Here is a 13,460-nt window from a genome sequence, read left to right as displayed (position 1 = left end):
TCGCGGGTTCAGCGACGCTGTGGCAGGCTGCATCCCGAACTGGAGGACAGACATGAAATCCGCTGCACCTGTATTAATGGCGATAGCCGTCGCGATCGGGCTTGGAGCCTGCACGCCGACGGTTCAGGTCGCCGCGCCGAAAGAACCCATCCGCATCGATCTTAACGTCAAGATCGACCAGGAAATTCGCGTCAAGCTCGACAAGGAAGTCGAGGACCTGATCGCGGACAATCCGGATATCTTCTAGGGAGGCTGATATGCCCCGTGCTCTTACCATCCTTCTCGCCGCGGCCCTGGTCGCGGCCCCGGCTGTCGCCCAGACCGCCCCGCAGATCGTCGAACAGGCCAAGGCCGAAGGCGTCGTGGGCGAACGGGCGGATGGCTTCCTCGGCGTCGTGCCCAGCCAGGTCGATTCCGACATCAAACAGGCCGTGGACGAAATCAATATCCAGCGCCGCGCCGCCTATACCAGGCTTGCTGAAAAGCAGGGTGTTTCGGTGGATGCGGTGGCCCGCGTCACGGCTGAAAAGTTGATCGCCGAGAAAGTCGATTCCGGCGAGTACTACATGAACGCCAGCGGTCAGTGGGTGAAGAAATAGCCCGTCTGCCGCTATGAAACTCTACGCCCTGATCGCGATAATGGCGGCCCTTCTTGCGGCCGCCATTATCTTTGCCGCCGGAACCTGGCTGTCCGCCGGTCCGGTCAGCATCGGCTTTCACGGATGGACCGCGCTGACGCTTGGCGTTGTATTTTCGCTGGCGCTGGGGGGCGGTCTGATGTGGCTGGCCTTCTATTCCTCGCGCAGCGGACATGACGATGATGTCCGGAGCGGGGATGACGTTTTCGACGGCGATGAATGGTCCTGATCCGCGCCGAATCGCCTAAAGATCGAACTCATGTCCGAACCTGTCTCTTCCGCCGACCTCGCCGCGCTGCTCAGCGCCCGTCTCTGCCATGACCTGATCGGCCCGGTCGGGGCGACCATTTCCGCCGTTTCGGTCTTTGACGACCCGGACGCCGCGGACATGCGGGACGACGCCATCGCCCTGATCCGCGAGTCGGCGGAGAAATCCCGCGCCCGGCTGGAATTCTGCCGCCTTGCCTTCGGGGCCGGCGGTTCCGCGCCCGGCGTCATAGAGCTGGCCTCCCTGCAGCGCCTGACCGGCGACATGTATGCCGGGTCCAAGGCCGGCGTCGTCTGGAAGGTGGAGGGCGGGGGCCTGGAAAAGCGCGCCGCGCGTGTGCTTCTGAACCTGATCCTGATCGCCATGGAATCCGCCCCGCGGGGCGGCGAAGTGCGAATCGAGGCCAGCGAATCGGCGGGCGAAACACGCCTTCGCGTGACTGCGGCGGGGCCGCGCGCCAAGCTTCTGCCGGCCGCGGCCGACGCCCTGACGGGCCAGGCGCCGGAGGGCGGGTTCGATGGGCGCAGCATCCAGCCCTATTATATTTATCTTATAATTCAGGAAGTTGGCGGGCGCGTGGACGCGCAGACCAGCGAAGACCGGGTTGAGCTGACCGCGCTGGTCCCCGGCGCCTGAGGGCGGCTGATTCAGGTCTTGTTAACCGCGCAGGCGGACTCTCGCGCCATTACTGGAGAGGCGTGATGATGACTTGTCTCTTGGTGGACGACTCGCGGGTGATCCGGAAGGTCGCCCGCCGGATCCTGGAAGATCTTGATTTCGAATGCCGCGAGGCCGCCGACGGGTCCGAGGCCCTGAAGGCCTGCCGTCAGGACATGCCGGATCTGATCCTGCTGGACTGGAACATGCCGGTCATGAACGGGCTGGATTTCCTCAAGACGCTGCGCAAGGAACCCTCGGGCGAGGCGCCCAAGGTGGTTTTCTGCACGACGGAGAACGACATGGCGCACATCACCGAGGCGCTGCGTCACGGCGCGGACGAATACATCATGAAGCCTTTCGACTCGGATATCATCGCCTCCAAGCTGGCCGAGGTCGGTCTGGTGGAGGCGGCGTAGATCATTGTGAGCCAGAGCTGGATCAACGCGCTTGAGGACATGGCGCTGCGGCGCGCGGGCCTGTCGCTGACCGGACTGGACAGAAAACAGATCGAGGCGCGCCTGTCGCCGCTGGCCCGCCGTGAAGGCTACGATAACGCGGAGGCGCTCAGCCGCGCCGCGCTGGCCCGGCCGGAAGAACGGCTGGCCTATGAAGTGGTCGAGGCGCTGGCCCCGGGTAAGACCCGCTTCTTCGGACAGGGTTTCGAGACATTCCGCGAGATGATCCTGCCGGACCTCGTCCGCCGCAGCGAGAATCGCCCCGTGCGGATATGGAGCGCCGGCTGCGCCACGGGGCAGGAGGCCTATTCGCTGGCCATGCTGGCCGCCGCCGATGGCGTTTTCGCCGCCCCCGGGCGCTGTGAGATCATCGCCACGGATTATTCAGAGTCCGCGATCGACCGCGCGCAATCGGGCCGCTTTTCCCGGATGGAGGTCCAGACTGGCCTGCCGGTCCGCATGCTGGTTCAGCATTTCGAGCAGGATGGCGAGATGTGGCGCGCCCGGACGCATCTGCGCCGGAGCGTCGATTTCCGCACGCTCAACCTGATGGCGGAACTCGAGCCGCTGGGCGAGTTTGACTGCATCGTGCTGCGCGGCGTTGTCGCGCGCATGCCCGCCGACATCGCCGCGAAGACCCTTTCCCGCGTCGCCGCCCGGCTGCAGCCCGGCGGCTGGCTGATGCTGGGCGAGGGCGAGCGCACGCCGCAGACATTCGGCCGTCTGGATGAGGCCGGCGCGCCCGGCCTTTATCAGGCCCTGGACCGCGTCCCCGCCTGATCCAGGCCGGTCAGCCCGCGGCGCGCTGTGGCGTGTTGCGCACGTTCTCCCGCTCTTCACAAATCGCCAGAAGCTCATCGGCCAGCCAGTTGCGGTGGGTTTCGATCCGGTGGGCGAGGTCGGGATCGCCCATTGGATCGGCGGCCACCGCCTCCAGCCATAAATCCAGCGCCAGACATTGTCCGCTCAGCCATTGGGCGATTGTGGTCTCGTCGATCGGCGCGCACATGGGCCCTCCTAGAAGCCTTTCGTGTAGGTGAAGGCGATGCGGGCATTGCGGCCCGGCTCGCTGACTCCGGCAAAGACGCGGTCGTAATCGTGGTCCAGCACGTTATCGACGCCAGCGTCGATGCGGACGCCGCCCAGCGCCTCCGGCGCCCAGCTGGCGTAGAGGTCGCCCACGACATAGCCGGGGCGAATTTCGGACGGGTCATTGACCTTGTCGAACTCGTCTGCGGCCTGAACCCGCGCGCCCAGCCGCAGGGCCAGCGCCTCGAACAGATATGATCCGTCCAGGGTCAGGGTGGCCGGCGTCAGCACGCCCAGCTTGTCGCCGGTGGCCGAATTCTCGCCATCCACGGTGGAGAAGGCGGCGCTGAGCGAGATGCGGTCCGTGTCATAGCGGGCCTCGGCTTCCCAGCCCCACAGCTCCGCCGCATCGACATTGTCGCTGATGGTGACGCCGGCGTTGCACGGCTGGAAGGGCGGCGCGAAACAGGTCGGCGGGAAAGCAAAGTCCACGGCCAGATTGATCAGATCCGTGGCGTCCGTCTCGAAACGCGAGACCTTGGCCTGGAACCGGTCGCCGGGCGCGGCGACATTGCGGAAATCAAGACCCGCGCCGAACTCCACGGTCTCGGTCTTCTCCGGGACCAGATCCGGGTTGGGAATGAACTGGTTGCTGATGAAAACGGGCGCGCCGAGAATCGGATGCGGCAGCTGGAAATGCACTCCGTCCAGATACAGCTCGTCGATCGAGGGCGCGCGGAACCCTTCGGAATATCCGCCAAACACGCGCAGCCATTCCACCGGACCATAGCTGGCCGCGATACGGGGCGAGACCGCTTCGTCGTCATTCTCTTCCGGGTCGACGCTGGACGAGCTCTTGTAATTATCGAACCGGATCCCGGGCACGACCAGCAACTCGCCCGGCATGCCCAGCGGCCGGTCGAAGGCGGCTTCCGCCTGTGCGAACAGGCCCAGGAATTCGGACTTTCCATCCGGCACCCCGGCGCGCACGCCGTCGGTGCTGTCGCTGTCACGGCCGGTCTGCTTGTCCTCGAACCAGTCGACGCCGGTGGTCACGCGGATCTCGTTGGCGCCGAATTCAAATGTCGCGGCGTTGCTGGCGCGGAAGCCGGTGGTCTCCACGTCGCGTTCGGTCGTGCGCCCGGTCTGGGGGTCGTATTCGTCGACGCCGCTCTCGCTCCGGTACAGCGTGGCGCTGGCGTTGATCAGAGGCGTTGCCGGGTTGTAGGCCAGCCGGCCGCGCAGCGTGTCGGAAGTGATTTCCTTCTCCACATTGGCGAACTGCACGTCCGTCGGGTCGACTTCATTCAGGCCCTGACCGTTATTGGGCTCGAAGGCGTCATTCTTGAAGCTCTGCCAGGACAGCTCCAGGTTCAGCGCCTCGGTCACATCGACATTGCCCTTGAGAAGACCCGTCCAGATATCGTCGTCGGAGGGCAGGGTGTCGCCGCTGCCCAGCGAAATATCGCCAGAGTCGCGATAGGCCAGGCTCGCCAGAACATCGACCGGGCCGGTCTGGCCAAACACCGTAGCGCCGGCCAGCCATTCCTCGTTCACGTCGCGATAGCCGGTGCGCGCGCGGAAGCCATAGGCCTCGCCGTCTTCCAGCAGGTCTTCGGCGTCCAGCGTCTCGAACGCCAGAACCCCGCCGACCGCGCCCGAACCGTAGAGAGCGGATGCCGGACCGCGAACCACCTCGGCGGTTTTCACCAGCGCCGGGTCCAGGAAGAAGCGGCCGTCATGGCCGGAACGGAAGGTCTGACGCGCGCCGTCCAGAAGGATCAGGACATTGCCCCCGCTCAGGCCCCGGATGGCGGGGCCTTCGCCCGTGCGGCGCGGGCCGCCGAACCACTGCATCCCGGGCGTGTCTTCCAGCAGGTCGGAAATCGAGCTGGCGCCCAGCTTCTCGATATCTTCGCGCGTCACCACGCTGACCATGCCCGGATAGTCGAAAACGGGCAGGGGATTGGACGTGCCGTAAACCGTGACGACGTCCATGTCTTCATCGGCCTCCGGCAGATCGTCGTCGGCATGGGCCCCGGCTGTAAGGGCGGCGAAACAGGCGCCGGCGAGGAGGGATGAACGGATCAGCATGGCGGCTTTCCTTATTGCGAGTAATTCTCAGTTGCGATACAAAGAGGCTGTACCGACATTGAGAATGAGTCGCAAGAGCGCAATAGGGGAATTTAATGAAAAAGATCTGGGCGTCCGCCGCCGGCCTTGCGCTGGCGGTTTCGGCATGCGCCGCACAACCCGCCATGCAGATGCAGACCGGCGAGGCCGCGTCTTCCGTCCAGCCTTATGCGGGCGCAGAGAAGGCCGATTACGAGCGCGACCGCCAGGCCATTCTGGAGATGGCCGGCGATTTCGACGTGACATTCGACTTCACCGAAACCGTGCCGCTGCAGGATGGTTATGAGCTGAAGCCGCAAAAGGTCACGCCGACGACCGAGATCGTCCGGGTGATCGAGGATGAGCCGGGCTTCATCAGCCTGCAGCACATCCTTGTGATGAATCATGGCGGCAAGGACATCGTCGTGAAGCACTGGCGTCAGGACTGGGCGTATGAGCCGGAATCGATCCTGGCCTATCAGGGGCATGACCGCTGGGAGGCGAAGACGCTGAACACGGCCGAGCGTCAGGGCGCCTGGTCGCAGACCGTCTACCAGGTCGATGACGGTCCGCGTTACGCCGCCGTCGCCCCGTGGGAGCATGAGGGCGAGATTTCCACCTGGGAGCCGCCAGTGTCCTGGCGCCCGCTGCCGCGCCGCGACGCCACCACGCGCGACGATTATGACGTTCTGGCCGCGGTGAACCGGCACACGGTCGCCCCCTGGGGCTGGTGGCACGAGCAGGACAACCACAAGCTGGTGCTGACCGAAAACGGCCCGGAAGAGCTGGTGCGCGAAGTGGGCATCAACTCCTACTACCGCACGGACGGGTTCGCGCCGGATGCGGGCGAGGTCTACTGGTCCAAGACGGCCGACTATTGGGCCGGCGTGCGCGGCAAGTGGACCGCGCTGATCGAAACCGGTTCGCTCGCCATCGATGACAATGCAGAAGGCGAACGCCTCTACATGCCGGTTCTGGAACTGGCCGGAAAGGTCGAGGATGGCGAGATGACGACCGAGGCCGCGCTGGCCGAGGCCCGCGAGGTCATCGACCGGCAGACGCAAAGCGCCGCCGAAATCCGGACGGCGTCGAACTGATCAAGCTGACGCCGCCGCGCATAAAAACGCCCTCTCCGGGAGACCGGGGAGGGCGTTTTCCTTTTTGGCTATATGTGCGTCATCGGCTGGAGCCGGGACGGATCAGATGACCGATTTCGGGCCGTTCCTCTTCAACTCGTCCTTCACCCGGTCATAGGTTTCCACCATGTCCGGGGAGGGGGGCGTGTCGATCAGGCTGACGGCGATGATCGCAGCGAAGCTGAGAATGAAACCGGGGACGATTTCGTACAGCACGCTGGACAAGGCCGCGCCATCGGCCAGAACCGGGGCGTAAATCCAGAACAGGACGGTCACCGCGCCGACAACCATGCCGGCCAGCGCGCCGTTCCGCGTCATCCGCCGCCAGGTCAGGCTGAGGATAACCACCGGACCGAAGGCCGCGCCGAAGCCGGCCCAGGCGTTGGACACCAGGTTCAGGACATTGCTTTCCGGGTCATAGGCCAAGGCGATGGCGGCCAGCGCCACGGCCAGAACGGAAATGCGGCCGACCGTCACCAGCTCTTTCTCGCTGGCGTTCTTGCGCAGGAAGATGCGGTAGAAATCCTCGGTCAGAGAGCTGGAGGAGACCAGCAATTGCGACGACACCGTACTCATGATCGCGGCCAGTATGGCGGCCAGCAGGAAGCCCAGCACCAGCGGATGGAACAGTACTTCCGACAGGATGATCAGGATGGTCTCGGGGTCATCCACGGGCACGTTGTTCTGGGTCGCGTAGACCAGGCCGACAATGCCGGTGGTCAGCGTGCCGATCATGGAGACGCCCATCCAGGTCATGCCGATGCGCCGCATGGCAGGCACGTCCTTCACGGAACGCACCGCCATGAAGCGCACGATGATGTGCGGCTGTCCGAAATAGCCCAGTCCCCACGCCAGTGAGGATATCAGGCCCAGCAGCGTCACGCCTGAGAACAGGTTCAGCAGGGTCGGGTCGATGCTGTTGAGCGTCTGGGCCGCGCCGGACGGGCCGCCGACATCGGTCAGCGCCACGATGGGCACAACGACCAGCGCCACGAAGACGATGCAACCTTGCACGAAGTCGGTCAGGCTGACGGCCAGAAAGCCGCCGAACAGCGTATAGGCCATCACGACCGAGGCCGTGATCCACAGGCCCCAGCGATAATCCAGGCCGAAGGCGCTGTCGAACAGCTTGCCGCCGGCGACCATGCCGGAGGAGGTATAGAGCGTGAAGAAGATCACGATCACCACGGACGACAGGACGCGCAGCAAATGGCCGCGGTCGGCGAAGCGTTCGCCGAAATAGTCCGGAATGGTGATCGCGTCGTTGGCCTCTTCGGTGTAGACGCGAAGGCGCGGCGCGACGATGAGATAGTTCGCATAGGCGCCGACAAACAGCCCCACGCCGATCCACGCGGCCGGCAGGCCGGAGACGAACATCGCGCCCGGCAGGCCCATCATGAGCCAGCCGCTCATGTCGGAGGCGCCGGCGGACAGCGAGGCAACAGCCGGGGAAAGGTTACGGCCGCCAAGCATGTAGCCGGACACGTCGGAGGTCGATTTCCTCCACGCGTACAGCCCGATGCCCAGCATTCCAAGAAAATACAGAGCGAGCGTAATCAGTGTTCCAGTTTCCATGGGGCATGGGTAACAGGCTTCATACGCCTGCGACAACCGCCATGCCGGGATCGCCCGGCTGGAACCTGTCAGCCGCTATCAACCGTCACAGGGACGATCAGGATTCAGGATCCGCATGAAAAGTGACGGGACTTTGACGGACCGTCCGATTTCCGGGTTTTCGGACGCGCAAAAGAAAAGAGCGGCCCGTGCGGACCGCCCTTTCCTGGCGTTCGGGGTAAGTCTGGTGAAGCGGCGTATCAGGCGGCCGCGGATTCGCTTTCCGTGACCGTGCCTTCTTCCGGATCGCGCAGCACATAGCCGCGGCCCCAGACGGTTTCGATATAGTGGTTGCCGTTGGTGGCGGCGGCGAGCTTCTTGCGGAGCTTGCAGATGAAGACGTCGATGATCTTCAGCTCCGGCTCGTCCATGCCGCCATAGAGATGGTTCAGGAACATCTCCTTGGTGAGCGTCGTCCCTTTGCGCAGGGAGAGCAGCTCCAGCATCTGGTATTCCTTGCCGGTCAGGTGCACGCGCTGGCCGCTGACCTCGGTGGTCTTGGCGTCCAGGTTCACCGTGATGTCGCCGGTCTTGATGACCGACTGGGAGTGACCCTTGGAGCGGCGGACAATGGCGTTGATGCGGGCGACCAGCTCGTCCTTGTGGAACGGCTTGGTCATGTAGTCGTCGGCGCCGTAGCCCAGACCGCGAACCTTCGCGTCCACGTCGGCCGTGCCGGACAGGACCATGACCGGGGTGCCGATCTTGGCGACCCGCAGCGTCTTAAGGACGTCATAGCCGGGCATGTCCGGCAGGTTCAGGTCTAGAAGGATGATGTCGTAATCATACAGCTTGCCGAGATCGACGCCCTCTTCGCCGAGATCGGTTGTGTAGATGTTGAATCCTTCGGATTTGAGCATGAGCTCGATGGACTGAGCCGTGGAGCTGTCGTCCTCGATTAACAAGACCCGCATTGATGATCCCCCGAATGTTTTTGGCGCGAATCGTGGTGGCGCCGGACTTACCGATGGTTAACGCTTTCCCGACGCTAAGGACAAATCCTTAAAGAAGGTTAACCGCCGGGGCGAAATTACGGCGATTCGCACAACCTCCTGTCAGGGGCGACTCGGTAACGCGCGCGTTCCCGATTCTCATGGCGGGGATCAACCCGGTTCCGGGCGGCTATTCCCGTTTAATGACGGGTTAATCAGCAAATTCAATTTGTAGCGTTAACGCCGGGGAAACGCACCCGGGCATATCTTGCCGGGCAACGAAGAAAATTGCAGCCCGGACAGGCCCTTTAAACCCAATGCGCAGCGCAATTGCAGATATCGAAGCCCTGGAGCCCCGCCACTGGCGCGGCCGCGCCCGCTCTGTCGGCGGGCTGGTGATCGAGGCGTCCGGCCCGTCCGGCGCCTTTCCATTGGGCGCGCGTGCGCTCACCGGCGCGCGCGAGGGCGATCTGGAATGCGAAGTCGTCGGCGTGCGCGACGGCAAGGCGCTGCTGATGGCTTACGGTTCACTGGAGGGCGCGCGCGCCGGCGCCGATGTGCGCCTGGCCGAGGCGTCTCCCTCTGTCCGTCCCAACGCCGCATGGCTGGGGCGGGTCGTGGATGCGTTCGGCCGTCCCGCCGACGGCAAGGGCTCGCTGGACGAAGGCGACCTGCCGGTGCGTCTGCGCGCTACGCCGCCGCGGGCTTGCGAGCGCGCGCGGCTGGGCGAACGCATGACGACTGGGGTTCGCGCGCTGGATACGTTCGCGCAGGTCCGCCGCGGCCAGCGTCTTGGCATTTTTGCCGGTTCGGGCGTCGGCAAATCGGTTCTGATGTCCATGCTGGCGCGCCGCGCCGAAAGCCAGGTGGCCGTGATCGGCCTCATCGGCGAACGCGGCCGCGAAGCGCGCGAGTTTGTCGAGGACGTGCTGGGCGAGGAGGGGCTGGCCCGCTCCGTTGTCGTGCTGGCGACCTCCGATGAAAGCGCGCTGGCCCGCCGTCAGGCGGCCTGGACCACGCTGGCGGTCGCCGAATATTTCCGGGATCAGGGGCAGGACGTGCTCTGCCTGATGGATTCCGTGACCCGTTTCGCCATGGCGCAGCGCGAAATCGGCCTCGCCGCGGGCGAGCCGCCCACGACCCGCGGCTACACGCCGTCCGTCTTCGCCGAGCTTCCGCGCCTGCTGGAGCGCGCCGGCCCCGGTTACGACAATGGCGGCAAGACCGGCACGATCACCGGCCTGTTCTCCGTCCTGGTCGAGGGCGACGACATGAACGAGCCGGTCGCCGACGCCGTGCGCGGCGTGCTGGACGGCCACGTGGTCATGAGCCGGGACATCGCCGAACGCGGCCGTTTCCCGGCGATCGATGTCTTGAAGACGGTCTCGCGCGCCATGCCGGACTGTCAGACCCCGGAGGAGCAGCAGATCACGCGGCAGGCCCGCCGCATGCTCTCTTCATACGCGGACATGGAAGAACTTATCCGGATCGGCGCCTATCAGCGCGGATCCGACCCGGAACTGGATCAGGCCATCGCGCTCAATCCGGAGCTGGAAGCGTTCCTGGCGCAGGACAAGAATGAGGCGACCTCGATGGAGGAAAGCTTCACGCGCCTGCAGGGAATTTTGAGTGGCAGGGGTATGAACCAAGAGGATAACAATGAATAGATCTCATGAATCCCTGATCCGTCTGGCGCGGTTCAAGGTTGAGGGTCTGCAAAAGCAGATGGCCGAACTGGACCGCGCGCGCGGTTCGCTCGGCCGCAAGGCGGACGAGCTGGAACAGGACGTCCAGCGCGAGCAGGAAGCCGCCGCCGCCGACCCGCAATCGGGCGCGGCCTATGGCGCCTACGCCAAGGCGGTGATCGAGCGCCGCGAGAACATCAAGCGCTCCCTCAACGAAGTCGACGAGCAGGCCGAGGCGATGCGCGCCGACCTGCGCGCCGCCTTCGAGGAACTGAAGAAATACGAACTTCTGGAGGAAAGGCGTAAGGCGCGGGATCGCGCCGCCGCCCAGAAATCCGAAAACGACGAGCTGGACGAGGCCGGATCCCGCATGGCGGGCTAGCCGGACGTCGGGATCGCGCTGCCGCTTCGCCGGACATTGTCCAGCAGCGCCGGTTCGATCTCCATATCCTTGCCGTGCAGCACCGACACGTCGCCGGTTGTCTCGAACACCACCGCCTGGACCTCTTCCAGGCGGTGGATGTTTTCCGACCGCAGCTTGGCGTAGAGGTCGTGCTCGGTAACTTTGGCGGCCTTCAGGTTGTCGAACAGGATTTCACCGCGCTCCATCAACAGCAGCGGCTTGTTGTCCATCACCACCTCGCCGCGCCAGCGTTTGCGCGCCATCGCCGAAATTTCCTGAATTGCAAACAGCGCCGCCAGCCCGATCAGGCCCAGCGCGATGGGCAGGCTGGGCGTCAGGATGATCGTGCCGAGCATGGAGCCGACGGCGACGGTGGTGACAAAGTCGAACGCCGACATTTGCGAAAAACTGCGAAGCCCGGCGATGCGCGCCAGCAGGATTAGTCCCGCAAAACCGGTCAGCGCGCCCAGCGCCACCCGCCATGCCGCCGTCCAGTCTGACGGCGCAAACCATTCAATCATTTCCAGCCTCCCCTATATCGCCCGTCATTCCGGCGCTTGCAGTTCCGCGCCAAGGGCTTAGGTGTTTGCCCATGTCAGATAAGTCCCGTTTCCGCCTTCCGTTCCTGAAATCTTCGCCCGTCGTGCCGCTGGTGCGGCTGGAAGGGGCGATTTCCGCCACGCCCTCACGCTTCGACCGCGCGCTGAATCTCGCCGGGGTCGGGGATGCGCTGGACAAGGCGTTCACGGTGAAGAAGGCGAAAGCCGTGGCGCTGGTCATCAATTCGCCGGGCGGCGCGCCGGTGCAGTCCAACCTGATTCATCGCCGCATCCGCGAGCTGGCGGACAAGCATGACAAGCAGGTGCTGGTCTTCTGCGAGGATCTGGCCGCCTCCGGCGGTTACTGGATCGCGCTGGCGGGGGACGAGCTATATGCCGACGCCGGCTCCATCGTCGGCTCCATCGGCGTGATTTCAGCCAGTTTCGGTTTCACCGGTCTGATGGAGAAGGCGGGCGTGGAGCGGCGGCTCTATACCGCTGGCAAAAACAAATCGATGCTGGACCCGTTCTCCCCGGAAAACCCGGAGGATATCGAGCGGCTGAAGACCATCCAGAAAGGCATGCACGCCCAGTTCAAGGCGCTGGTGAAATCCCGGCGCGAGGGCAAGCTAACCGCCGATGACGAGACGCTGTTCAATGGCGATGTCTGGCTTGGCGAGGAAGCGGCAAAACTGGGCCTGATCGACGCCACCGGTTCGGTGCGCGCCATCCTACGGGAAAAGTTCGGCGATGACGTCCGGGTCAAGCCGTTCGGCGGGCCGAAGAAATCCCTGGTCGGCAAGCTGCTCTCCGGCGGCGCCAGCGCGTTCGCCGCCGAGGTCGAACACCGCGCCGCCTATTCCCGTTTCGGGCTTTAGGGCATGGGAACCGGCCTGATTACCCTGATCCTGGTCGGCGCCGCCGTGGCGGCGTTCTTCTTCTGGGGCGGCAGGAAAACGCGGGATCGCCGTAACCGCGCCGCCGACGCGGCCGAAAAGGCGGTCCGCGACCGCATGAACGGGGAGTCTAGGTCAGACCCGTCGTCTTCAGAGTCTCATAAGCCCGAATAACCGCCTGCAGGCGGTCTTCCAGAGACCGGTCGCCGCCATTGGCGTCCGGGTGCAGGCGTTTGACCAGTTCGCGGTAGCGCTGGCGGATATCGCCGGCTGAGGCCGCCTCGCTCAGATTCATTTCCTCAAGCGCTTTTTTCTGCAGCTTGGTCAGACGGCGGGTCTGGGGCTGCGGCTGTCCCGGCTTGGCGCCGCCGAACAGGCCGTGCGGATCGGAAAAGATCGTCGTCCAGTCGCGGTTGGCGCGGGAGGCCGCATCGCCGCGGCGGGAGCCGTTCTTGAAATCCCAGGTCGGGCGGTGGCCGTAATAGCCGCTTTCCTGGAACGCCTTGATCTCGCCCTCGCTCATGCCGTCGAAGAAGTCCCAGGAGCGATTGTATTTCGCCGCGTGTTCGGCGCAGAACCAGTAGAAATGCTTCAGGTCCTCGGGCGATTTCGGCGCGCGGCATTCGCCTTTGCGCACACACCCGGCCCACTCGCAGGTCTGCTCGCCTGTACGCGCCTCTTCCTTTCCGGGCGGTTTGACCCGTATGTCCCGAAACTTGGGGCGATATTGGAACGCGCCTGACATAACGCAGAGATTATGGGCAGCGACCGCCCCCCGGGCAACGACTTGACAAGCGTGAAAGGCAGATAGGGCTATGGGCGAGACAGCGAAACGGATTCAATCGGCGCTGGAGACCGCATTTCCGGGCGCTTATATCGCGCTGCAGGACGAATCCGCCCTGCATGAGGGCCATGCCGGCGCGCCCGATGGCGGCGAGAGCCATTTCGCCGTCGCCGTCGTCTGGAACGGCTTCGAGGGCATGAATCGCGTTGCCCGTCACCGCGCGGTGAACGCGGCGGTGGACGCTGAATTTTCCGGCCGGCTGCACGCGCTGCGCATTCGAGCCCTGACGCCGGAAGAGGCGGAATAGCG

The 13,460-nt window shown here is 64.6% G+C and carries 17 protein-coding genes; 11 read left to right on the top strand and 6 right to left on the bottom strand.

Annotation, left to right across the window (positions count from 1 at the left end):
- Positions 1-52: 52 nt before the first annotated feature.
- From L338_RS04715 to L338_RS04690, 6 genes are all read left to right on the top strand, one after another.
- The gene (locus L338_RS04715) at positions 53-247 is read left to right on the top strand and encodes a YnbE family lipoprotein (protein ID WP_022697217.1); all 195 of its coding nucleotides are present in this window, start codon (positions 53-55) and stop codon (positions 245-247) included.
- Positions 248-257: 10 nt separating this feature from the next.
- On the top strand, positions 258-599 hold the full coding sequence (locus L338_RS04710; RefSeq protein ID WP_022697216.1) for a YdbL family probable chaperone protein: 342 nt from the start codon (positions 258-260) through the stop codon (positions 597-599).
- Positions 600-612: 13 nt separating this feature from the next.
- Positions 613-867, top strand: a complete 255-nt coding sequence (locus L338_RS04705) for a hypothetical protein (protein ID WP_022697215.1) — start codon at positions 613-615, stop codon at positions 865-867.
- Between the two features lie 30 nt (positions 868-897).
- Positions 898-1,542 (top strand): histidine phosphotransferase ChpT, encoded by a 645-nt coding sequence (gene chpT, locus L338_RS04700; RefSeq protein WP_033310551.1) that lies wholly within the window; start codon positions 898-900, stop codon positions 1,540-1,542.
- 65 nt (positions 1,543-1,607) lie between these two features.
- Positions 1,608-1,982 (top strand): response regulator, encoded by a 375-nt coding sequence (locus L338_RS04695; protein ID WP_022697214.1) that lies wholly within the window; start codon positions 1,608-1,610, stop codon positions 1,980-1,982.
- A gap of 6 nt (positions 1,983-1,988) precedes the next feature.
- Complete coding sequence (locus tag L338_RS04690) at positions 1,989-2,801, top strand: CheR family methyltransferase (RefSeq protein ID WP_022697213.1); 813 nt, start codon at positions 1,989-1,991, stop codon at positions 2,799-2,801.
- Between the two features lie 10 nt (positions 2,802-2,811).
- Here L338_RS04690 and L338_RS04685 read toward each other — a convergent pair whose 3' ends face one another.
- On the bottom strand, positions 2,812-3,030 hold the full coding sequence (locus tag L338_RS04685) for a hypothetical protein (RefSeq protein ID WP_022697212.1): 219 nt from the start codon (positions 3,028-3,030) through the stop codon (positions 2,812-2,814).
- Between the two features lie 8 nt (positions 3,031-3,038).
- Positions 3,039-5,144, bottom strand: coding sequence for a TonB-dependent hemoglobin/transferrin/lactoferrin family receptor (locus L338_RS04680; RefSeq protein WP_022697211.1), 2,106 nt, complete (start codon positions 5,142-5,144; stop codon positions 3,039-3,041).
- 95 nt (positions 5,145-5,239) lie between these two features.
- Between L338_RS04680 and L338_RS04675 the strand changes: the two genes are divergently transcribed.
- On the top strand, positions 5,240-6,259 hold the full coding sequence (locus L338_RS04675; protein ID WP_022697210.1) for a DUF6607 family protein: 1,020 nt from the start codon (positions 5,240-5,242) through the stop codon (positions 6,257-6,259).
- A 102-nt stretch (positions 6,260-6,361) separates the two neighbouring features.
- On the opposite strand, the gene putP is transcribed toward L338_RS04675, so the two are convergent.
- Entirely contained in the window at positions 6,362-7,873 is a 1,512-nt protein-coding gene (putP, locus tag L338_RS04670; protein ID WP_022697209.1) for a sodium/proline symporter PutP, read from the bottom strand.
- Positions 7,874-8,112: 239 nt separating this feature from the next.
- Positions 8,113-8,826, bottom strand: coding sequence for a response regulator transcription factor CtrA (gene ctrA, locus L338_RS04665; protein ID WP_022697208.1), 714 nt, complete (start codon positions 8,824-8,826; stop codon positions 8,113-8,115).
- Between the two features lie 335 nt (positions 8,827-9,161).
- On the opposite strand from ctrA, the gene fliI reads away from it, so the two are divergent.
- Both fliI and fliJ read left to right on the top strand, forming a co-directional pair.
- Entirely contained in the window at positions 9,162-10,511 is a 1,350-nt protein-coding gene (fliI, locus tag L338_RS04660) for a flagellar protein export ATPase FliI (protein WP_022697207.1), read from the top strand.
- The gene (gene fliJ, locus L338_RS04655) at positions 10,504-10,911 is read left to right on the top strand and encodes a flagellar export protein FliJ (protein ID WP_022697206.1); all 408 of its coding nucleotides are present in this window, start codon (positions 10,504-10,506) and stop codon (positions 10,909-10,911) included. Before fliI ends, fliJ begins: the two co-directional genes overlap by 8 nt.
- Here fliJ and L338_RS04650 read toward each other — a convergent pair.
- Positions 10,908-11,453 carry a DUF421 domain-containing protein gene (locus L338_RS04650; protein WP_022697205.1) on the bottom strand — a complete coding sequence of 182 codons (546 nt, stop codon included), beginning with the start codon at positions 11,451-11,453 and terminating at the stop codon, positions 10,908-10,910. The genes fliJ and L338_RS04650 overlap by 4 nt on opposite strands.
- A 71-nt stretch (positions 11,454-11,524) precedes the next feature.
- Here L338_RS04650 and L338_RS04645 point away from each other — a divergent pair, with 71 nt between their 5' ends.
- Entirely contained in the window at positions 11,525-12,349 is an 825-nt protein-coding gene (locus tag L338_RS04645) for a S49 family peptidase (protein ID WP_022697204.1), read from the top strand.
- A 148-nt stretch (positions 12,350-12,497) separates the two neighbouring features.
- On the opposite strand, the gene L338_RS04640 is transcribed toward L338_RS04645, so the two are convergent.
- The gene (locus tag L338_RS04640) at positions 12,498-13,112 is read right to left on the bottom strand and encodes a J domain-containing protein (RefSeq protein WP_022697203.1); all 615 of its coding nucleotides are present in this window, start codon (positions 13,110-13,112) and stop codon (positions 12,498-12,500) included.
- A gap of 70 nt (positions 13,113-13,182) precedes the next feature.
- On the opposite strand from L338_RS04640, the gene L338_RS04635 reads away from it, so the two are divergent.
- Complete coding sequence (locus L338_RS04635) at positions 13,183-13,458, top strand: BolA family protein (RefSeq protein WP_022697202.1); 276 nt, start codon at positions 13,183-13,185, stop codon at positions 13,456-13,458.
- Positions 13,459-13,460: the final 2 nt, after the last annotated feature.

Source organism: Euryhalocaulis caribicus (genome assembly GCF_000412185.1).
Classification (GTDB): domain Bacteria; phylum Pseudomonadota; class Alphaproteobacteria; order Caulobacterales; family Maricaulaceae; genus Euryhalocaulis; species Euryhalocaulis caribicus.
This window is presented reverse-complemented; position numbering and strand designations above follow the sequence as displayed.

Bases quoted from the DNA above. Each gene is read 5' to 3' on its own strand.
- L338_RS04715 (WP_022697217.1), top strand. From the start codon at position 53: ATGAAATCCGCTGCACCTGTATTAATGGCGATAGCCGTCGCGATCGGG.
- L338_RS04710 (WP_022697216.1), top strand. From the start codon at position 258: ATGCCCCGTGCTCTTACCATCCTTCTCGCCGCGGCCCTGGTCGCGGCC.
- L338_RS04705 (WP_022697215.1), top strand. From the start codon at position 613: ATGAAACTCTACGCCCTGATCGCGATAATGGCGGCCCTTCTTGCGGCC.
- chpT (WP_033310551.1), top strand. From the start codon at position 898: ATGTCCGAACCTGTCTCTTCCGCCGACCTCGCCGCGCTGCTCAGCGCC.
- L338_RS04695 (WP_022697214.1), top strand. From the start codon at position 1,608: ATGATGACTTGTCTCTTGGTGGACGACTCGCGGGTGATCCGGAAGGTC.
- L338_RS04685 (WP_022697212.1), bottom strand. From the start codon at position 3,030: ATGTGCGCGCCGATCGACGAGACCACAATCGCCCAATGGCTGAGCGGA.
- L338_RS04680 (WP_022697211.1), bottom strand. From the start codon at position 5,144: ATGCTGATCCGTTCATCCCTCCTCGCCGGCGCCTGTTTCGCCGCCCTT.
- L338_RS04675 (WP_022697210.1), top strand. From the start codon at position 5,240: ATGAAAAAGATCTGGGCGTCCGCCGCCGGCCTTGCGCTGGCGGTTTCG.
- putP (WP_022697209.1), bottom strand. From the start codon at position 7,873: ATGGAAACTGGAACACTGATTACGCTCGCTCTGTATTTTCTTGGAATG.
- ctrA (WP_022697208.1), bottom strand. From the start codon at position 8,826: ATGCGGGTCTTGTTAATCGAGGACGACAGCTCCACGGCTCAGTCCATC.
- fliI (WP_022697207.1), top strand. From the start codon at position 9,162: ATGCGCAGCGCAATTGCAGATATCGAAGCCCTGGAGCCCCGCCACTGG.
- fliJ (WP_022697206.1), top strand. From the start codon at position 10,504: ATGAATAGATCTCATGAATCCCTGATCCGTCTGGCGCGGTTCAAGGTT.
- L338_RS04650 (WP_022697205.1), bottom strand. From the start codon at position 11,453: ATGATTGAATGGTTTGCGCCGTCAGACTGGACGGCGGCATGGCGGGTG.
- L338_RS04645 (WP_022697204.1), top strand. From the start codon at position 11,525: ATGTCAGATAAGTCCCGTTTCCGCCTTCCGTTCCTGAAATCTTCGCCC.
- L338_RS04640 (WP_022697203.1), bottom strand. From the start codon at position 13,112: ATGTCAGGCGCGTTCCAATATCGCCCCAAGTTTCGGGACATACGGGTC.
- L338_RS04635 (WP_022697202.1), top strand. From the start codon at position 13,183: ATGGGCGAGACAGCGAAACGGATTCAATCGGCGCTGGAGACCGCATTT.